The organism is Amycolatopsis silviterrae, assembly GCF_042684085.1.
GTDB classification, from domain to species: domain Bacteria; phylum Actinomycetota; class Actinomycetes; order Mycobacteriales; family Pseudonocardiaceae; genus Amycolatopsis; species Amycolatopsis silviterrae.
The window spans coordinates 275,751-294,071 of record NZ_JBHUKS010000023.1 but is presented as its reverse complement, the minus strand read 5'-3'; the positions used below and the strand labels follow the sequence as shown (position 1 = coordinate 294,071).

Annotated in this window: 17 protein-coding genes and 1 tRNA gene; 4 read left to right on the top strand and 14 right to left on the bottom strand. The window is 69.5% G+C overall.

Annotated elements, in window-relative coordinates; all coding sequences use genetic code 11:
- The first annotated feature begins 70 nt into the window (after nt 1–70).
- Nucleotides 71–673 carry a TetR/AcrR family transcriptional regulator gene (locus ACFSVL_RS29715; RefSeq protein ID WP_378308856.1) on the top strand — a complete coding sequence of 201 codons (603 nt, stop codon included), beginning with the start codon at nt 71–73 and terminating at the stop codon, nt 671–673.
- Here ACFSVL_RS29715 and ACFSVL_RS29710 read toward each other — a convergent pair.
- The 10 genes from ACFSVL_RS29710 to ACFSVL_RS29665 form a co-directional block, all read right to left on the bottom strand.
- Nucleotides 670–1,719, bottom strand: coding sequence for a DUF4328 domain-containing protein (locus ACFSVL_RS29710; RefSeq protein ID WP_378308855.1), 1,050 nt, complete (start codon nt 1,717–1,719; stop codon nt 670–672). The two genes, ACFSVL_RS29715 and ACFSVL_RS29710, sit on opposite strands and share 4 nt — an antisense overlap.
- A gap of 543 nt (nt 1,720–2,262) precedes the next feature.
- Complete coding sequence (locus ACFSVL_RS29705) at nt 2,263–2,619, bottom strand: rhodanese-like domain-containing protein (protein ID WP_378308854.1); 357 nt, start codon at nt 2,617–2,619, stop codon at nt 2,263–2,265.
- A gap of 44 nt (nt 2,620–2,663) precedes the next feature.
- Nucleotides 2,664–4,454 carry a sodium/solute symporter gene (locus tag ACFSVL_RS29700; RefSeq protein ID WP_378308853.1) on the bottom strand — a complete coding sequence of 597 codons (1,791 nt, stop codon included), beginning with the start codon at nt 4,452–4,454 and terminating at the stop codon, nt 2,664–2,666.
- Between the two features lie 70 nt (nt 4,455–4,524).
- Complete coding sequence (locus ACFSVL_RS29695; protein ID WP_378308852.1) at nt 4,525–5,034, bottom strand: hypothetical protein; 510 nt, start codon at nt 5,032–5,034, stop codon at nt 4,525–4,527.
- A gap of 6 nt (nt 5,035–5,040) precedes the next feature.
- Nucleotides 5,041–5,874: a LytR/AlgR family response regulator transcription factor gene (locus ACFSVL_RS29690; protein WP_378308851.1), complete on the bottom strand. Its 834-nt coding sequence runs from the start codon at nt 5,872–5,874 to the stop codon at nt 5,041–5,043.
- Between the two features lie 85 nt (nt 5,875–5,959).
- The gene (locus tag ACFSVL_RS29685; RefSeq protein WP_378308850.1) at nt 5,960–6,805 is read right to left on the bottom strand and encodes a S49 family peptidase; all 846 of its coding nucleotides are present in this window, start codon (nt 6,803–6,805) and stop codon (nt 5,960–5,962) included.
- 18 nt (nt 6,806–6,823) lie between these two features.
- Complete coding sequence (locus tag ACFSVL_RS29680) at nt 6,824–8,140, bottom strand: sensor histidine kinase (RefSeq protein WP_378308849.1); 1,317 nt, start codon at nt 8,138–8,140, stop codon at nt 6,824–6,826.
- Between the two features lie 1,028 nt (nt 8,141–9,168).
- Nucleotides 9,169–10,029, bottom strand: a complete 861-nt coding sequence (locus ACFSVL_RS29675) for an Fpg/Nei family DNA glycosylase (protein WP_378308848.1) — start codon at nt 10,027–10,029, stop codon at nt 9,169–9,171.
- A 38-nt stretch (nt 10,030–10,067) separates the two neighbouring features.
- Nucleotides 10,068–10,508, bottom strand: coding sequence for a DUF983 domain-containing protein (locus tag ACFSVL_RS29670; RefSeq protein WP_378308847.1), 441 nt, complete (start codon nt 10,506–10,508; stop codon nt 10,068–10,070).
- Nucleotides 10,509–10,577: 69 nt separating this feature from the next.
- On the bottom strand, nt 10,578–12,191 hold the full coding sequence (locus tag ACFSVL_RS29665) for a zf-HC2 domain-containing protein (RefSeq protein WP_378308846.1): 1,614 nt from the start codon (nt 12,189–12,191) through the stop codon (nt 10,578–10,580).
- Nucleotides 12,192–12,401: 210 nt separating this feature from the next.
- On the opposite strand from ACFSVL_RS29665, the gene ACFSVL_RS29660 reads away from it, so the two are divergent.
- Both ACFSVL_RS29660 and ACFSVL_RS29655 read left to right on the top strand, forming a co-directional pair.
- A tRNA-Gly gene (locus ACFSVL_RS29660) sits at nt 12,402–12,474 on the top strand.
- Between the two features lie 250 nt (nt 12,475–12,724).
- Nucleotides 12,725–14,188: an alkaline phosphatase family protein gene (locus ACFSVL_RS29655; protein WP_378308845.1), complete on the top strand. Its 1,464-nt coding sequence runs from the start codon at nt 12,725–12,727 to the stop codon at nt 14,186–14,188.
- 42 nt (nt 14,189–14,230) lie between these two features.
- Here ACFSVL_RS29655 and ACFSVL_RS29650 read toward each other — a convergent pair whose 3' ends face one another.
- From ACFSVL_RS29650 to ACFSVL_RS29635, 4 genes are all read right to left on the bottom strand, one after another.
- Nucleotides 14,231–14,632 carry an Imm7 family immunity protein gene (locus tag ACFSVL_RS29650; protein WP_378308844.1) on the bottom strand — a complete coding sequence of 134 codons (402 nt, stop codon included), beginning with the start codon at nt 14,630–14,632 and terminating at the stop codon, nt 14,231–14,233.
- A 26-nt stretch (nt 14,633–14,658) separates the two neighbouring features.
- Nucleotides 14,659–15,168 carry a DUF2716 domain-containing protein gene (locus tag ACFSVL_RS29645; protein ID WP_378308967.1) on the bottom strand — a complete coding sequence of 170 codons (510 nt, stop codon included), beginning with the start codon at nt 15,166–15,168 and terminating at the stop codon, nt 14,659–14,661.
- 223 nt (nt 15,169–15,391) lie between these two features.
- Nucleotides 15,392–16,027: a hypothetical protein gene (locus ACFSVL_RS29640; RefSeq protein ID WP_378308843.1), complete on the bottom strand. Its 636-nt coding sequence runs from the start codon at nt 16,025–16,027 to the stop codon at nt 15,392–15,394.
- A 76-nt stretch (nt 16,028–16,103) separates the two neighbouring features.
- Nucleotides 16,104–16,595 (bottom strand): hypothetical protein, encoded by a 492-nt coding sequence (locus ACFSVL_RS29635; RefSeq protein WP_378308842.1) that lies wholly within the window; start codon nt 16,593–16,595, stop codon nt 16,104–16,106.
- Nucleotides 16,596–16,722: 127 nt separating this feature from the next.
- On the opposite strand from ACFSVL_RS29635, the gene ACFSVL_RS29630 reads away from it, so the two are divergent.
- On the top strand, nt 16,723–18,273 hold the full coding sequence (locus ACFSVL_RS29630; RefSeq protein ID WP_378308841.1) for a hypothetical protein: 1,551 nt from the start codon (nt 16,723–16,725) through the stop codon (nt 18,271–18,273).
- Nucleotides 18,274–18,321: the final 48 nt, after the last annotated feature.

Genomic DNA, 18,321 nt, shown 5'->3' with positions numbered 1-18,321 from the left:
CCTGAGATTAGGTCGGACCTAGTGAATGGGTCAAGCACAAATTTAGGTCGGACCTAGTACACTGGCCGACGTGAGCCTCAGGGAGCAGAAGAAGCTGGAGACGCGGCAGACGATCTCCGCGGTGGCGACCCGGCTGTTCATCCGGCGCGGGTTCGACCAGGTGACGATCGCCGAGGTCGCGGAGGAGGCGCGGGTCGCCAAGATGACCGTGACGAATCACTTCAGCCGGAAGGAAGACCTGGTCTTCGACATCCGGATGGACTTCACGGACTGGCCGGCGAACCTCGTCCGGGCCAGCCCGGAGACGCCGGCGCTCGACGCCGTGCGGGGCGGGTTCTTCGCGGAGCTGGACAAGGCGAGCGCGTTGCTCGGGTTCGCGGACGTGTCCTTCGTGCGGATGGTGCGCCACAGCGAACGCCTCACGACCGCGCTCATGGAGATGCACGCCGAACGGGAAGTCCAGCTCGTCGCCGCGCTGCTCGACCGGCACCCGGACCGGGAAATGCTGTCGCGGACCGCCGGGGCGCACCTGACGTCAGTGCTGCGGCTGCTTCTCGAGGACGTCTGGCAGCTGACCTGGCAGGACGTCAAGCTGGACGACCTGGTGGAGCAGATCCGGGAATCGGCGGCGGTCGGGTTCGGCCAGCTGGAACCGGCGCTCGGCGACCTTTAACGCGCGGCGCCGACCGGACGCGCGGTGCGCAGCTCCGGCTCCGGCGCACCCTCGATCTTGAGCACACGCAGGTCGCGCAGCCGTTCCGGGGCGATCGGCATCAGCAGGTGCGAGAACCGCCGGATCACGAGCGCGGTGACGATCGCGAGCCCCGCCGCGGCGAGGTCGGTGAGCGCGACCAGCAGGACGCTGTCCGCCATCGCCTGCACGCCCGGCCGGATCCGCCAGATGATCGTGACGACGAGCAGGACCCAGTTCGCCACCCACGCGCCCCACCAGCCGAGCACGAGCCGCGAGGGCTTCGGCCGCTCATCGCGGGAACGGCGCAGCACAGCGTGCTCCAGCTCGCTGACCACGGACAACGCGAGCGGCAGATTCACGACCGGCACCAGCACGCCCACGAGCACCTGCCAGACCGGCCGCGGCGGAGCTTCCCCGACTTCGTCCGCGGCGGCTTGCCGGGCGACCAGCAGCCACCAGACCGAAAGTCCTGCTGGGAGCAGCGAAAAGATAGTGGTGAGCAGACCGGCGAGCATGACGAAGGCATCGGAGAACCCGACGACGCCGGTGCTCAGCGCGGAATCACGGCTCTCCACGAGAAGCGCGTACCGCCAGATCTCCGCCACCGCCGCGACCACGGCAAGGACGGCGAACGTCCAGAGGATCGTCGTGAGGCTCCGCGCGAGCACCGGGATCCGGTCGATCGGCCGGACCTCCCCGGACGCGGTGCCGGGCACGTTCGTCGGACGGCGCCAGGTCAGGTTCGGGAAGCCCCATCGCGGCGGCACCGGATAGGACGGCGGGCCGGAGTAGGGCGTCGCGGGCACGGCACGACGCCGCCGGACCGCGCTCGGCGGCGGGGACGCGACCCAGCGCAGTTTGGGCGCACGCTTCGGCGGAATCGGCTGCGGCTGAGGCTGAGGCTGTTGCGCGGCACGGTGGACCGCACCTTGCTGGGCCGCGGTGAACGGGCGGGGGTACGCCTGCGCCGGGTACTGCGGGTGCGCCGGATAGTGCGGATGGGCGAACTGCTGGCCGGGATGCACTGGCCCGGGTTGCGGTGCCCAGTGGGCACCCGGCTGAGCGGGACTGCCTGGTCCAGCGGGCAAGCCGCCGGAGTGACCGGGTTGCGGAGTCATCCCCGGCTGAGCGGGGCCGCCCGGTCCGGCAGCCAAGCCACCGGAGTGGCCACCCGGCTGGACGAAACCGCCCGGCCCAGCAGCCGAACCGCCCGGCTGGGCAAAACCGCCTGGTCCAGCAGCCAAACCACCAGACTGACCGGATTGCGAAGGCATCCCCGGCTGGACGAACCCTCCCGGCCCAGCATTCACCCCGCCAGACTGGCCGGGAGGCTGGGAAGCCGGGTCAGCCCAGCCGTGAACCGGTCCATTCGCTGCCGGAGCGCCCGCCCCGCCAGGTTGTCCCGCGCCAGTCGCCGCGTGCCCAGCATCGGCGGGCCGCGAGCCCGCCGCACCAGGATCAGGCCAAGAACCGTCCCCAGCATCCCCCTCGGCCCGGCCGAAGCCCGGCACGAAGGACGCCGGATCCGAGGATTCCGACGGCTCGGGAACAGACTGGGCAGGCATCCGTCAGAGAACCTCGGGTTCGGCGTCGGGGCGTTCGCTCACCATGCGGCGGCCTTCGCGGGCCCAGGCTCCCATGCCGCCCGCGACGTTGACCGCGTCCCAGCCGCTCGCGTTCAGCCAGGCCGCGGCGCGTGCCGAGCGGCCGCCGGAGCGGCAGATGACGTAGACCGGGTTTTCCTCGGGGAATTCAGCCAGTTCGCCGACTCGCGCGGGCAGTTCGCCGAGCGGGATGTGCACCGCGGCCGGGGCGTGCCCGGCGGCCCACTCGTCGTCCTCGCGGACGTCGAGCAGTGCGACGTCCGCGGGCAGGTCGCGGACTTCAGCGGTCGGAATTTCAGCAGGGCTCACCACAGGTTCCATGCTCCCATGTCATGACGTTGTACGCGTGTGAGGAACGCTAACCGCTACGCCTTGCGGTGTCGTCCGCGGCCGGCGCGCAGCTTCTCGTCGGCCTGGCCGAACCGGGCGACCGCGCGGTCGCGCATCAGGCCGAGCGGGTCGGGGGCGTGCAGGCGCAGCATGATGTCGTTCACCAGCTCCGGGCGGCCGGACCGGGTCAGCCTGCTCACCACGTAGGTCGCCAGGAACGCCGCGGGCACCGAGATCAGCGCCGGCTGCACGGTGTACCACGGCATCTTGTCTCCGGTGTACTCGCAGACGATGTTGTACGCCAGCGCGCCGAGCACCATCCCGCCGCCGACGACCATCCCGGCCAGCGCGCCCGGCCAGCTGAGCTTGCGCCACCAGATGCCAAGCAGCAGCAGCGGGCTGAACGTGGACGCGGCGAGCGCGAACGTCATCCCGATCGACAGCGAGATGTCCTCGGTGCGGAAGATCAGCGTGAGCGCCATCGGGCACACCGCGACCAGCAGCGTCGCGACCCGGAAGTCGCGGACCCGGCCGGGCAGCAGGTCCGTCGACACCACCCCGGCCACGCTCACCAGCAGGCCTGAACAGCTCGACAGGAACGCCGCGAACGCGCCCGCCGCCGTCACCGCGGCGAGGATCTGTCCTGGCCAGCCGGGCAGCACCGCGGTCGGCAGCAACAGCACGGCCGCGTCGGTGTTGCCGGTGAGCAGCAGCTGCGGCACGTACATCCGCGAGAGCGCGCCCAGCATCGTCGGGAACAGATAGAAGAGCCCGAGCAGCAGCAGCACGTGCACGGTGGTGCGGCGCGCGGCCTTGCCGTCGGGGTTGGTGTAGAAGCGGACCAGCACGTGCGGCAGGCCCATGGTGCCGAGGAACAGCGCGAAAATCAGCGAGTACGTCTGCAGCAGATCGCTGATGCCGCTCGACGCCGGGTGCAGCCAGGCGTCGTTCGACGTCGGGGCGTCGCTCACGATCGGCACCGGCGTTCCGGCGGCGAATTCCAGTGTGGTGCCTGAGGAAACCTTGTGCGGCACGAGCGGCGACCAGCGCGCCATGCCGCCCGCGGGACCGTCGTCGATGCGGCCGTGTGCGTAGAAGAACGTCTCGGTGGTGACCTTCACGGTCACGTCGGTTTGCACCGTCACCTTGGTGTCCGAGGGAAACACCGGCGGCGCGGGCGCACCGAGCGCACGCACGCCGCCCGGGCCGCCGCCGGAGAAGAAAACCATGCACAGCACGAAAGTCGGCACGGCGATCGCGAACAGCTTGAGCCAGTACTGGAACGCCTGGACCACCGTGATCGCGCGCATCCCGCCGGCCATCACGTTGACCGCCACCAGGACGATGACGACGAGCGCGCCGACCCACGCCGGCACCGGGATGATCTGCGCGAGCGTCAGCCCGGCACCCTGCAGCTGCGGGACCATGTAAAGGATCCCGATGAACACCGCGCACGCGGTCGCGAACCGGCGCAGGCCGATCGAACCGAGCCGGGCCTCGACGAAGTCCGGCAGCGTGTACGCACCGGACCGGCGCAGCGGCGCGGCGACGAACAGCATCAGCGCGAGGTACCCGGCGGTGAAGCCGATCGGATACCAGGTGGCGTCGGCACCCTGCTTGAGCACCATGCCCGCGACGCCGAGGAACGACGCCGCCGAGAGGTACTCGCCGGAGATCGCCGCGGCGTTGCGGCTGGACCGCACGGTTCGGCGGGCGACGAGGAAGTCGTGCGTGCTGGTGGCCCCGCGCGACGAGCGGAAGCCAAGGTAGAACGTCGCGAAGGCGACCAGCACCAGGCCGGTCAACGTCCACGGGGTCAGCTGCACGGCGTGAATCCTCGCACGACCGCACGGTTTCCGGACGCGCCGCCACCACGGCGCGCATCCCCCGCGCGGGTCAGTTCTCGATCATGTCGACGAAATCGCGTTCGTGCCGCTCGGCGAGCCGGTTGTACCAGAGGCCGACGGCGAAGAGGAACGGGAACGGAAGCAGGCCGAGCACGAGCCACGGGATCGGGATGCCGATCACGGTGAACCGCGCGACCGCCGGGAGGAAGTAAAACAGCGCGGGCAGTATCCCGAGCACGACCAGCACCAGCACCGCCAGCCACACCGACGTGCGCAGCTGCACCTTCACCAGGTCGCGGACCAGCAGTTTTCCCCAGCTGGTCTGTTCTTCCAGCTCGACCCGCCCGCGCATCCGGCCGGACGACTGCCGCGAGTCGGCGAGCACCACGCGTTCCCGTTTCGGCCGCACGTGCGCGGGCTCGCTGGAGCGCGGGGCCGGTTCGGGAGCGGGCGGCACCGGTTCGACCACCGCGCGGTCCTCCGGCCGCACGCCCAGCGTCGGGTCCGGTTTGCGGACTCCGTTCTCGAGCCGGTGGTAAGGGTCTTCGGGCGAGGACATCGACGGCTAGCCGCCCCGGCCGGAGCCGACGATGCGGTCCTTCAGCGCCCGGGTGTGCCGACGGCTGACCGGCAGCACTTTCTCCTCGTTGCCGATCACGACCTGGTAGCCGCCCTGACCCATCCGCATTTCGGTGATCAGCGGCAGCGCGACCAGGAACGACCGGTGGATCCGCACGAATCCGGCCTTCTCCCAGCGTTCCTCCAACTGGGCGAGCGGGATCCGGACCAGGTGACTGCCCTCGGTGGTGAACAACCGCGCGTAGTCGCCTTGGGCCTCCACCCAGCGCACCGAAGAGCGCGGGATCAGCTTCGTGGTGCCGGCCAGCTCGACCGGGATGACCTCGTCATCGGTCTTCACCGGTTCGCCGCCGCCCTGGCCCGTGGGCGGGCCGGCGGCCGTGGCCAGCTTCTCGCGCACCCGCGAGACCGACCGGTCGAGCCGGTCCTGCTGGAACGGCTTGAGCACGTAGTCCACCGCGCCGAGGTCGAACGCGTTCACCGCTTCCTCGGCGTGCCCGGTGACGAACACCAGTACCGGCGACGGGTTCATCGCCGCGATGACCCGCGACATCTCCATCCCGGACAGGCCGGGCATGTCGATATCGGCGAACACGGCGTCGACCGTCGGCAGGCCGTTTGCCCGCCGGGCAGCCAGTTCCGGGTCGTCGTGCGAGAACAGCCGCAGCGCGTCGGAGGCGTCCGAGGCCTGGAAAACGCGGTGGATGTGCGGGTTGTTCTGGAGTCCGTGGCTGAGTTCGTCCAGCCCGGCCAGCTCGTCGTCCACGGCGAGGACGATGAGTTTCCGGGTGTCGTCGTGAGCACTCACAGTGAGACGCATCCTGCCGATTGCGAGGTGCATTGTCCAGACCCGATCGAAGCTAGCCACTTGTGAGTGGCGTACCGGAGTCGCCACTCACCCGCGGTCACAGGCCGAATCGCGACCAGGCCGCCTTCGTGGTGACCGCGTCCAGCAGCGCGCTCGCCGCCGCGGGCGCACCGATGCCCAGACGCGCGAGCAGCGGTTTCTTCGGCTCGGCCACGGTGATCTCGGCGTCCGGGTACCGCTCGCGGACGATCTCGCGCAGCGAACCGAGCCCGTCGACCAGTCCGAGGTCGACGGCCTTCTGCCCGAGCCAGACGTCGCCGGTGAACAGATCGGTGGCATCGGTCAGCCGGTCGCCGCGCCGCTCCTTGACCCATTCGACGAACAGTTCGTGGAGCTGGCTGTGCATGTTCTTCAGCCACTCGACGTCCTCGGGCTTCTCCGGGCTGAACGGGTCGAGCCGCGATTTGTTCGCCCCGGCGGTGTGCAGCCTGCGCTCGATGCCGAACCGTTCGAGCAGCCCGGTGAACCCGAACCCGCCGCTGATCACGCCGATCGAGCCGACCATGGACGTCCGGTGCGCGTAGATCTCGTCCGCCGCGCACGCGAGCCAGTACCCGCCGGAAGCGGCGACGTCCTCCGCGAACGCCAGCACCGGCACGCCCTTCTCGTCGGCCAGCTGCCGGATCCGCTCCGCGACCAGGCCGGACTGCGTCGGCGCACCGCCGGGCGAGTTGATCTGCAACGCGACCGCCTTGAGCCGATCGTGCGCGAACGCCCTGGTGAGCGCTGATTCGACGGCACCGAGGTTGATCGCGCCGCGGGCAAGCGGCGACGGCGTCGGCGTGATCACCCCGTGCAGCTTCACGACGGCGACCACGTCCTTGCGGTCGCCCCGGTCGCCGAGCATGGGAAGGCGGGAAGTCAGCTTGTCGGTCACGCTCATCTGCCCAGGCTAACCAGTTCAGTGCGCGGGCAGCATTCCCGAACGCGAGCCGTGCACCCCGTCGGGTTCGGGTTCCGGGTCAGCGGGCCGGGGAACCGGCGCGGGCGGCTGCTGCGGCACGTCGGCGGAGTAGTCCGGCATGTTCGGCCGCACCCCGAGCTTGAACTTCGGCACCCGCAGCGCGACCTTCATGCCCGCACCCGGCGCGGTCTCGACGGTGAGCGCGTAGTCCTCGCCGAACACCTGCCGCATGCGCTGGTTGATGTTGCCGAGCCCGACGTGCGCGCCGGTGCGATGCGCGTTGCGCAGGTCGGTGAGCTGACGCGGGTCCATGCCGATGCCGTCGTCCTCGACCGTGATCAGCGCTTCGTGCCCGTCGTCCCGCGCGATGACCGTGACGCAGCCACCGCTCGGCTTGCTGGCCAGCCCATGTTTGACGGCGTTCTCGACGAGCGGCTGAATGATCAGGAACGGCACCACGACGCTCAGCACCTCGGGCGCGATCTTCATCCGCACCTCGAGCCGACCGCCGAAGCGAGCGTTTTCGATGGTCAGGTACCGGTCGATGTTGCGCAGTTCCTCGGCGAGCGTGGTGTACATGCCGGAGGTGCGGAACGAATAACGCGTGAAGTCCGCGAAGTCCTGAAGCAGTTCGCGCGCTTCCTCCGGATCGGTGCGGATCAGCGCGGAGATCGTGTTGAGCGCGTTGTAGACGAAGTGCGGCGAGATCTGCGCTCGCAGGGCTTTGATTTCCGCCTGCTGCAGCTGGTTGCGCGACTCCTCCAGCCGCGCGAGTTCGAACTGGGTGCAGACGAACTGGCCCACCGCCTCGGCCATCTGCACCAGCTTGCCGCGCGTACGCCCGACCACGATCAGCGTCGCCTCGGCCTCGCCCTCAACGAGAATCGGCACAATCGCGGCAGTCTTCATCTTGCAGGTGCCCCGGTGATTGCACGGCATCTTGTTGTGGTCAGCGACCGCCCGGCGGTGTTTCCGCAGCGCGGTCCCGATGTCCTCGACGACGTCCAGATAGTGATCGGTGGCCTCGCCCGCCCAGGACAGCAACGTGCCTTCACTGTCCGTGATGCCGACCGCGAGACAGTCGAGCACCTCGAGCAGCTCCGCCGTCATCCGGTTGGCGGCCTCCTCGTCGAGCCCCGCCCGCAAATTCGGCGTGGCCTTGGACATCCGGTGGACGGCCTGCAACACGGCGTCCTGGATCACGCCCTTGGGCCGGCGCGCCCGGAAGGCGAGGACCAGCACCACGATCACCAGGATGCCGACCAGTACCCACGGGACGACCAGCGCATAGGGGAAGTCGGACACGACGTCCATGCTCTGCGCTCGACCGACCGGGTGCAAGGTCTGCTTCCCACTTTCTGTCCAGTAGCGACGACCGAGGGTGGGCAAACCCTACCGTCACTCCCGGTGAGCGTGAGGATCTTGCGCCATTCGGGTGGTGGCGGTGGCTGTGGGTCGCCGATGAGTGGGGTGAAGGGACCCTTCATCACTACGCAAGGTTAGGGGTGAGGGGTCCCTTCATTGCTTGGCTAGTGCGGATGAGGGTTCTTGGGTGCCCGTGCGGCAGTTCGGTTGGCCCGGCTCGCTCGGCCCGGACCGCTTGGCCCGGCTTCCCCTTGCCCCGGCTCCCCTTGGCCCGACTTCCCTTTGCCCGGCTTCCCTTGCCCGGCTTCCCTTGGCCCGACTTTCCCTTGCCCCGGGTCCCCTTGGCCCGGCTCCCCTGGGGGTTCTTGGGTGCCCATGCGCCAGTTCGGTTGGCCCGACTCGCTCGGCTCGGACCGCTTGGACCGGCTCCCCTTGCCCAGCTTCCCTTGCCCGGCTCCCCTTTGCGATCTTTTGCCCCAGCCCCAGCGATCCCTCGCCCCGGCCCGCTTGCGAGAGCACACGCTGAGCCCCGCCGAGGCGCTCGCCCGACTGCCGTGAGGGGAACCCTCACAGACTCTGATTCCCTCAGGGGCACCCTCACGACCTTCGCACCCCCGGCGGGACCCAGCTTCCCGCCGATTCCCTCGCACCCCCGCGAACCCCCAGCGCTCGCCGATTCCTTCGCCACCTTGCTGCCGTGAGGGGCCCCTTCACGGAATCTGATTCCCTCAAGGAGTCCTTCACGGACCGCCCCGGCCCGCAACCACGCACCCAATGCCACATTGGGGCGCAAGCCCCACCCCAGCGAAACCTCCACCAACGCACCCAAACCAGCGAGGCACCCAGCCCCACCCCCGCACCCCGATACGAAGCCTCCCTGCGCACGGCTGGTGCTTGTCAAGGCATCTTTCCCGCCTTGACAAGCACCCGCCGTGCGTCAGCACAATCGGGCTTCGGGGTGCCCCACGCGCCCCGAATTACTTCAACAACCGAGACATCCGCCGATCCGCCAACGCCTTCCCCCCGGTCTGACAAGTCGCGCAGTACTGAAACGACTTATCCGCAAACGAAATCTCCCGAATAGTGTCCCCGCAAACCGGACAAGGCAGCCCCGTCCGAGCATGCACCCGCAGCCCAGACCGCTTCTCCCCCTTCAACCGCGCGGCCTTCTGCCCCACCGACCGCGAAACAGCGTCCGTCTCCACCTCGCGAATCGCCTCGGCAAGGGCCTCCAGCGCGCCCTCGTCCAGCTTCCCCACCGTCGCGTAAGGCGACAGCTTCGCCCGATGCATGATCTCGTCCGAGTAAGCGTTCCCGATCCCCGCGATCACCGACTGATCCGTCAACGCCCACTTCAGCCGCGTCCCCTTGCCCTGGAACAACTCCCGCAGCTGCGACGCGTCAACCGCCAGCGCATCCGGGCCTAGCCGGGCCACGCTCGCCACCTCCGAGGGGTCCGCGACGATCCACACCGCCAGCCCCTTCTTCGTCCCCGCTTCAGTCAGGTCGAAGCCAGGACCAGCTGCGGACTCCAGATGCACCCGCAGCGAGATCGGCCCCTTGCCCGGCTTCAACGGGGCCGGGGACAGCCCGTCCGACCAGCGCAACCATCCCGCGCGCGCCAGATGCACCACCAGATGCAGGTCGCCGAGGACCACATCGAGGTGCTTGCCGTGCCGGGTCGCGCCGGTGATCTCGCGGCCGTGCAGTTCGGTGTACGGCGGCATCGCGGTCTTCAGCACGCTGAGCGACGCGACGTCGATCCGGAAGACGGTGCTCCCTACGGCGTGTTCGCGCAGGTGATGGGCCAGTGCTTCGACCTCGGGCAACTCGGGCATGGCACCAGTCTCGCGCGCCGGTCCCGTTCCGGCCAGGTCTATTCGACCGGGTGCAGCGGACCGTCGAAGTCCGGCAGCGAATGCTTCTGGATCGTCTTCGAGATCCGCTTCACCTCGCCGGACACGGTGAACATGCCGCGGATCGTGCCGACCCAGCGCTCCGACGGCCGGTCGCCCGCGACGTCGCCCTCGGTCTCGGCGACCACCGTCCACGGGCGGCGCAGAATCCATCGCAGCGGGAAGAACAGCACCACCAGGAGCAACGCCAGCAGCACCCACGCGGGCACCTTGACCACGTCCGGGGTCCAGATGACCAGCGCGGCCACCAGGAACACCATGACCACGATCATCGCGATGCCAGGCCCGTAACTGCCTGCGACGTCGTGTTCGAAATCGTCCGCGGTGGCGGGAGCCCGCCATTCCATCTGGGCACGGACCACCCAGTCGCGACCGTCTTCGCCGCGTACCAGCCGGTTCATCCTGTTGCCTCCCGGGCGACGCCGAACTCGGTCAACGTTACCGTGACCGCGCGGTCGAGCGCGAGGTGCTCACCGAGAGTGACCGTCGGTATGCCGGGTTTTGCCTGTTCGGCGGCCCGCGTCCGTTGAGGAATCGGCCGAATTGGTGACATCCTGCCCGTCCGTGGAACGGGTCTTGGCGGACCGCGCGGACTTCACGGGCTTCTCCGAACCAGCAGAACCAGCCGCGGCGGAGGACTCCGGAGCGGCCGAAGCGGCATGCCGCGACCCGGCCGGCGTCGTGGTGACCGACGGCGGCAGGTACGAATCCGGCGACGGCACGTACGACGAGTGCGGCGGAGCGTACGACGAACTCGTGGTGTCCGTCGTCGTGCTCATGACCCCCGGGCTGGACGAGTTGGTGGACGTGTCCAGATCCGACCGCGACTCAGTGCTCGACGACCGGCTCGTCATCGGCGAACCCGAACTGCTGCTGTCCTGGCCAGGAAGATCGTCCCGCGGCGTCGTACCGGAGGTGTCCGACGTCGACGACTCGCCTTGCGGAGCCGGCTGATGCACCGCAGGCAGATTCGGCATCTGGGCCACGCCCAGATGCGGCGAAATCCCCGGATGAATCGCCGACCGCGCCGGCCGCGCACTGCCGTAGAGCTTCCCGGCGATGACCCGCGGCCCCTGCTGCGCCGGCGGCGGAGGCTGCTCCGGCGGTTGCAACGCCAGCTCCGGCGCACCGCCGCCCAGCCCGACGTTCTGCGCCGGATGCGACCCGAACACCAGCGGACCGGCGGTCAGGCTCACCGCTCCCGCCGCCGCGGTCGACGCCAGCGCCAGCCCGACCTTCACCTTCGAGCCGAACACCACGCTCTTCACCGTCGCGATCGCGCCGCTGGCCTTCCCGATCCCGGCCAGCGCCGGAACGGCGACCACCAGCACCTCGGCATGCGCCCGCAACGACGAGCACACATCCCGCAGCTCGTCCTGCGTCGCCCGGCACGACGGACACCCCAGCAAATGCGCCTTGATCCGCTCCGCCTCCGCGCCGGTGACACTGCCCGCGGTGAACCCGCCCAGCTTCTCCACCACCGCCCGGCACGTCTCCGGACCGCGATTCACCGACAAATGCGCCTGCAGATACGCCGCCCGCAGCCCTTGCCGCGCCCGCCGCGCCAACGCCGCCGTCGCATTCGCCGACAACCCGAAATGCGGAGCCACCATCGACGGCTGCTCGCCCTCGACCTCGGTCTGCCACAACACGGTCCGCCATCGCTCCGGCAAACTCGTGAACGCCGTGGTGATCAACGTGTGCTCGGCCGTCCGCGCGGGCGTGTCCACCCCAGCACCCGCACGGAACGTCAGCTCGTCATCGGTCACCGGAACATCGCGCCGCGCCCCGTGCCACTCCCACGACACCCGGCGCGCCACGGTCAGCAAATAAGCCCGGATGTAGTCCCGCGGACCCGCACCACGGCGCAACGCCTGCAGCACGCGGAAGAAGGTCTCCGCGGTGATGTCCTCAGCTTCGGAGCGATCGGAGGCAAGGCTCTGCGCCAATCTGCGCACCGCCGCCGCATGCAGCTCGAACAACTCCCCGAACGCGGCATCCTCGCCGTCTCGCAGCCGCTTCAAAAGTGCCTGCTCGTCGGATTCCGAGGCCGCTGGTGGCGGCGCCGTGCCCAGCTCGGTCATCCGGCAAGGCACCTCCTCCCCCGAAGGACTCACCACTGAAGTCGATTGGGGACACCATACGGAGCAGAGCGCCCGTCGTCACCCCTTGTGCGCCCGGCGTGACGCGCGAGCACCAAGTCTCAGCAGGTCCACGCCTATGTCGGGGCCCCCGAAAGTGTCACCGGGACGACGGTATAGAGTGTGTTCAACACCGAGCACCAAGCGGTTAACGCGGATGTAGCGCAGCTGGTAGCGCATCACCTTGCCAAGGTGAGGGTCGCGGGTTCGAATCCCGTCATCCGCTCAGGTCCTGAAGGCCCTGTATCCACGGAAAGCGTGGATACAGGGCCTTCGCCATATCACCCGGGGGCCGAGCCCCCGGACCCCCACGGTGCTTTGGTGGCGGTTGGGTGCGTCGTTGCTCGCGGGGCGGGCGTAGAGCCAGCGTAGAAGGTCTAGACCGCTGGCGATCTGGGTGTGTGCGTTGGGGGCGTTCATGAATTGTTTTTACTTGGTTGGTTTTTGACGTTGGTGGGGCGCGGGACCGTTGGCGCATGACTGAGTTGACTCGTCGGCGGGTTCTTGGGGTGGCTGGGGCTGGGGTTGCTGCGGCTTCTGCTTCGTTGTTGCCGGGCAGTGTTCGGGAGGCGCTGGCTCGGGGGGTGCCGGGGCGGGGGTCGCTGGCTGATGTTGAGCATGTTGTGTTGCTGATGCAGGAGAACCGGTCGTTTGACCACTACTTTGGGACTTTGTCTGGGGTTCGGGGGTTTTCCGATCCGGGGGCGGCTCGGTTGCCTGACGGGCGGTCGGTGTTTTACCAGCCTGATGCGGTGAATCCGGCTGGGTATGCGTTGCCGTTTCATCTCGACACGCATGCGACTAACGCACAGAAGATTCCGTCCACCTCGCACGCTTGGCAGGTCCAGCACGACGCCCTCAACGGGGGCAAGATGGACAACTGGCTTCCCGCGCACCGCAAGGCGGACGGGAAGAACGGGCCCTACGTGATGGGCTATCACACCCGCGCTGACCTGCCGTTTCAGTTCGCGCTGGCGGAGGCGTTCACGATCTGCGACGCCTATCATTGCTCGGTCCTCGGGCCGACGTGGCCCAACCGGATGATGTGGATGACCGGCACGATCGACCCGGACGGGAAGCACGGCGGGCCGATTCTCGACAACAAGGCACCGGCGGGTGGCTACACGTGGACCACCTACGCCGAGCGGCTCCAGGCGGCCGGCGTGAGCTGGAAGGTGTACGAGCAGAGCGACACCTACGGCTGCAACATGCTCGAGAACTTCGCGAACTTCAAGAACGCGGACAAAGACTCACCGCTCGTCGTCAATGGCACGACCCACCGGCCCGAGGGCCAGTTCGAGTACGACGCGCGCAACGACAAGCTGCCCACCGTCTCCTGGATCATCTGCACTTCGACCGCGTCCGAGCATCCCGACTACACGCCTGCCGAAGGTGCGGCGTTCGTCGCGTCCAAGATCGACGCGATCGCCTCCAACCCGGACGTCTGGGCCAAAACCGCGTTCATCCTCAACTACGACGAGAACGACGGCCTCTTCGACCACGTCATCCCGCCGATGCCGAAGCCCGGCACCCCGCACGAGTTCGTCACCAAGACCTCGCCCGGCGGTACCAAGGGCAACGGGCTGTCCGTCGGAGCCGGTTATCGGGTGCCGTGCATCATCGTGTCGCCGTGGACCGCGGGCGGTTGGGTCGCGACCGAGGCCTTCGACCACACGTCGACCCTGCAGTTCCTGGAGAAAGTCACTGGCGTGGCCGAACCCAACATCTCCGACTGGCGGCGCTCCACCTTCGGCGACCTGACCTCGGCGTTCCGGTTCCGCGACCAGAAGGCAAAGCCGCCGACGCTGCCCGACACCTCCGGGCCGCTGACGCTCTCCCGTTACGAGGCCACCCACTTGCCCGCGCCGAAATTCCCCGGCACTGGCCAGAAACCGCCGGGGCAGGAGCCCGGCAAGCGCCCGCAGATTCCGCCGCGCTGAGCCAGCCGCCCCTGTCCGCGGCCTGATCGGGCGGGCAGGGGCTCACAACTCGTAGCTGTCCAGCGCGGTCGGCGCGACGGGCGACAAATGCGGATCGCTGTGGTCGGTGACCTGGCCGCGCGCCATCCGGTACACGCGGAAATCGTTGTCGTGCTCGGGGTCCTGGTCGTCCCACACGTGCAGCAGGCCGTAGGAACCGGGGGCCAGTTCGCCGACCCGCGCGAAGGTTTCCAGCAGCTGCGGCCCGATTGCGCCGCCGTGCTTGTCCAGACCACCCAGATGGAGCATCGGCAGCCCGGCGCTCCACCGCAAATCCACCAAATCCAGCGTGCCCGCGTCGCGCAGCGACCGGTTGACGCGCTCGACCAGCCGCTGCAGCAAAGCCGCGTCGTCGTCGCCCGTTGCGGTGGCGGCGATGGTCACCCAGCCGTGGTATTCGAACACGTGCGAGACGGTAGCAGCGGCGATGCTCAGCGGGTCAGCGCAGAGGGCTGGCCGTCCCGGCGCAGCTGGTTCGCGAGGATGCCGTCGGCGTGCTTTTCGACCGCCGGGAGCAGTTTGTCCCCGAAGACGCACAGGGTGCGCTCCCACGGGTGGCCGAGGGTGCCGTAACTGAAGTCGGCGGCGAGGAACAGGTGGTAGTCGCCGCGCGGGAAGACCGAGACCGGCCAGGGCGCGTCGTGGCGCATGCGGTGCGGCCAGAACTTGAACGACTGGTGCTGCCAGTGCAGCACCCACAGCCAGTCGTCCTCGGCGGTCGTCTCCTGCAGGGCGGCCAGCACCGCGCGGGCGACGTCGTGCTCCTCCACCGCGTACGGGCCGAGGCGGAACTCGGCCGAGGCACGGTCGTACTCGCCGGTGGAGAGATCCCAGGCGGCCGACGGGCGCGGCTCATGGAAACCCGGCCAATCGTGCGCGAAGGTGCTCGGCCAGAACCTGAGCTTGTCGTGCACCCAATACCAAGCGGGCTCGTCGGCCACTCGCGAGAGCGGCTCCCAGGCTGCAGCAGCGTTCACTTGTCGACCTCGAAGTCATCGACCGGGCTCGAAACTGCCGAAAGCTTCGTGTCCGGGGCCGGGATTGTCCAGTCCACCGGAGCCGAGCGCCAAGCTGTCACTCGACCGGGTGGCCTGCGGACCGGGAACCACGACCCGGTCCGCAGCTACCTTTACCCGACCGGCCCTCCGGTCATGCACGCAGCCGTTATGCGGCGCGCCACAGCGTGACGAACGCGGACGCCTCGCTGGCCGCCCACGGCCGCAGCCGCTCCCGGTCCCGCGCCGACAAGGTGAACTCCTTCGCCCGGCGCACGTCCACGACCAGCGCCTCGCCGCCCGGAAGCAGATCCGGCATCCCCTCGGTGAGCAGCCACAACGCGAGCTGCGCGGCGTCCCGGGTGAGCGGCTCCTCTTTGAAGTACAGCCAGGTGGCGTACTTGCGGCCGTTCGACTTCCGCAATCCCAGCTGCGGGCTGATGCCGATTTCCAGCTCGCCGAGCGCGAACTTCGCCCGCCCCACCTCGACCAGCTTCGGATCGCGCCTGCCGAGGTAGCGCAGCCAGCCCTCGGCGATGGCGGCGTAGTGCGGCCGGGTGCGTTCGTCGGCGTTGTTGACCAGCGCGCGCATGGCGACCTCGTCCTGCCGGGCCGCCCGGCCGGCCCGGACCGCGTTCGCCGCGCGCCGGTAGTAGTTGAACGCCGCCCGCGCCGGGTCCTCGTAGAGCCGGCGCTGCCTGCGCACGAACGACGAACGCGACGGTCCCTTGCTGGCGCTGTATCCGACGAACGTGGGCAGCGTGACGTAAGCCGGCTTGGGTGTGCTCAGCTTCGGACTAGTCATGGGCGGCCGCCTTCCGGTGGATGGTTTCCCCAGTACACGCCCAATTTTAGAACATATGTACGACAGTTTTTGCCGCTCAACGGGTGACCGGCGGCCACGGACCGGCCAGTACCTCGCGCGCCTGCTGCAGTACCTGTTGCTCGCAGTAGCTGACCGGGGTGACGTCGGTCGGAATCCAGGTCGCGAGCATCGACAGCCACTGGCGAAGTTCGGCGAGCGCGGCGGGGTGGCCGAGCCGTCCGTCGAAGGCTTTGACGCTCTTCGCGGCTTCGGCGAGCGGGACGTCGCCGCGCACCATTTCGCCGAGGTGTTCGCCGAGCAGCTGCCATTGGGCGGCCGTGGCGTCGGCCGGGAGTTCGATGCCCAGCTCTTCCACGACGTGCGAGAAGGCGGCGGAGACCGCCTGGTGGTTCCGGTGGTCGAGGCCGGCCAGTTCGGGCAGGGAGGGCGCTTCGAGGCCCTCGCCGACGGCCCGCGCCCCGGCCTCGACGAGTTCGGCGGCGGTGATGTCGAGACCGGCGAGCCGATCCACGGCAAGGGCGGCGAGCGCACCGCGCGCGGAGGACATGCTCCCGATCGTACGGACGCCGTTTCCCTGGCGGGCCGCTGATCTCGGCTGATCTTGTGCGCCTGAGCCCCACGGAGCCGGGCCGCATGGAACACTATCGCCCGAACCGGTGACAGGGGGTTGCGTGATGAGCTGGCAGGAAGAACTCCGGCGGTTGGACGCCGAGTTGGCCGCCGGCCGCCTGGGCCACGCCGAACACCGCCGCCAGCGCGACGAACTGCTCGCCGAGGCGTCGGGCGGCGGGACGGCTTCGCCAGTGGCGTCGCCGTTGCGGCAGGACGCGCCCTCGGCCAGCGGGTCGCCCGCCTGGAGCACCCCGGTGACGTCGGACAGCTCGGACAGTTCCGCGGCGCCGAGCAGTCCGAGCACGGAGACGCCGGACGCCACCGGAACTCCGCGGAACGTCGCGACGATCACCGGGCACGGTCCGTTCGACGGCCCGACCACGGCTCTGCGGATCGGGCCGGACGGCGCCACCTTGCCGAGCGATCAGCCCGGCGGCACCGCGGCACCGGAGCAGCCCGCCGCCAGCTCAGCGCCTACTCCCGCCGCCGACCCGGCAGCGCCTTCCGGCCCCAGCCCGACAACACCTTCCGCGGCCAGCCCGCCGGGGTCCTTCTTCTCCCCGCAGCCGAGCCCGGTCACGCCGCCGCCAAGCCAGCCCAACCCGGCCGCACCGCACCAGCCTCAGCAGCAGATGCCCGCGCAGCCGGGAACCTGGCCCGGCGTCGCTCCCGTGCAGTGGAACACCCCCGGCCAGCAACAGCCGCAACAACAGCCGGTCGTCGGATGGGCCAGCACGAACCCGGCGATGCCGGCGCCGGAACCGCCCGCGGTCGAGTCGTTCCTGAACTCCGGGGCGACGGTCCCGTCCGCGGAGAAGACCCAGCCCGCCTTCTCGCACACCCCGGGCACCCCGTTCTCCACCGACCGGCCGACGACCGCGCCCAGCCCGGCCGACGACCGGCCCACCGCGGTCTTCGGGGCGGTCCCGGCCAACGGCGGGCAGCCGGAGCCGCGCCGGCTCTGGGAGGACGAGGGCAAATCGCGCGGGTCGAAGCCGACCTGGCTGTTCCTGTCGCTGGCCGTGCTCGTGGTGCTGGCGCTGGTCGTCGGCGTCATCTGGTTCATCGGCAACAAGGACGACACGTCCGGCACGGCCTCGCCGCCACCCGCCTCCTCGTCCGTGCCGAACACCCAGCCGCCCTCGCTCGAGGACAAGCTGCCGACGCTGCCGGGCACCGCGAGCCCGCAGAACTCGACGATGGCGCTGGACAAGGCGGTCCAGGCCAAGGCCGTCTCCGACGCCGACGCGAACCTCATGCGCGCGGCCGGCGCGGACCAGCTCGTCTACCACGCCTACGCCGGAGCCGACGGCGGCACGACGCTCATCGCCGTCCCGACGCCGTCCAAGGCGCAGGCGGGCCAGCTCGTCCAGGGCCTGCGGCAGAACCTCGTCACCGGCGGGTTCGACAGCAGCCCGCTCGGCCCGGCGGCCACCGATCTGCTCTACTCCGCGAGCAGCCCGGCCGGACGCGTGCTGGCCTCCTGGTACACCTCGGGCGGGGTGTCGATCGGCATCGGCGTGTCGGGCCCGGTCGGCCAGGATCCGGCGGCGCTGCGGTCGCGGATGGAAGAGATCCGCGCGAAGGTCGCGGCCGCGCTGCCCGCCAGCTGAACTCACCCCGGCTCGGAAGGCGACCCGCCAGGTCACGTGGGGTCGGAC

What these genes read in the sequence shown, in the direction of transcription:
- ACFSVL_RS29675 (WP_378308848.1), bottom strand. Translation starts at nt 10,029, where the DNA reads ATGCCCGAGTTGCCCGAGGTCGAAGCACTGGCCCATCACCTGCGCGAA.
- ACFSVL_RS29635 (WP_378308842.1), bottom strand. Translation starts at nt 16,595, where the DNA reads ATGTCCTCCGCGCGCGGTGCGCTCGCCGCCCTTGCCGTGGATCGGCTC.
- ACFSVL_RS29680 (WP_378308849.1), bottom strand. Translation starts at nt 8,140, where the DNA reads ATGGACGTCGTGTCCGACTTCCCCTATGCGCTGGTCGTCCCGTGGGTA.
- ACFSVL_RS29705 (WP_378308854.1), bottom strand. Translation starts at nt 2,619, where the DNA reads ATGGAACCTGTGGTGAGCCCTGCTGAAATTCCGACCGCTGAAGTCCGC.
- ACFSVL_RS29685 (WP_378308850.1), bottom strand. Translation starts at nt 6,805, where the DNA reads ATGAGCGTGACCGACAAGCTGACTTCCCGCCTTCCCATGCTCGGCGAC.
- ACFSVL_RS29655 (WP_378308845.1), top strand. Translation starts at nt 12,725, where the DNA reads ATGACTGAGTTGACTCGTCGGCGGGTTCTTGGGGTGGCTGGGGCTGGG.
- ACFSVL_RS29670 (WP_378308847.1), bottom strand. Translation starts at nt 10,508, where the DNA reads ATGAACCGGCTGGTACGCGGCGAAGACGGTCGCGACTGGGTGGTCCGT.
- ACFSVL_RS29630 (WP_378308841.1), top strand. Translation starts at nt 16,723, where the DNA reads ATGAGCTGGCAGGAAGAACTCCGGCGGTTGGACGCCGAGTTGGCCGCC.
- ACFSVL_RS29695 (WP_378308852.1), bottom strand. Translation starts at nt 5,034, where the DNA reads ATGTCCTCGCCCGAAGACCCTTACCACCGGCTCGAGAACGGAGTCCGC.
- ACFSVL_RS29665 (WP_378308846.1), bottom strand. Translation starts at nt 12,191, where the DNA reads ATGACCGAGCTGGGCACGGCGCCGCCACCAGCGGCCTCGGAATCCGAC.
- ACFSVL_RS29690 (WP_378308851.1), bottom strand. Translation starts at nt 5,874, where the DNA reads ATGCGTCTCACTGTGAGTGCTCACGACGACACCCGGAAACTCATCGTC.
- ACFSVL_RS29640 (WP_378308843.1), bottom strand. Translation starts at nt 16,027, where the DNA reads ATGACTAGTCCGAAGCTGAGCACACCCAAGCCGGCTTACGTCACGCTG.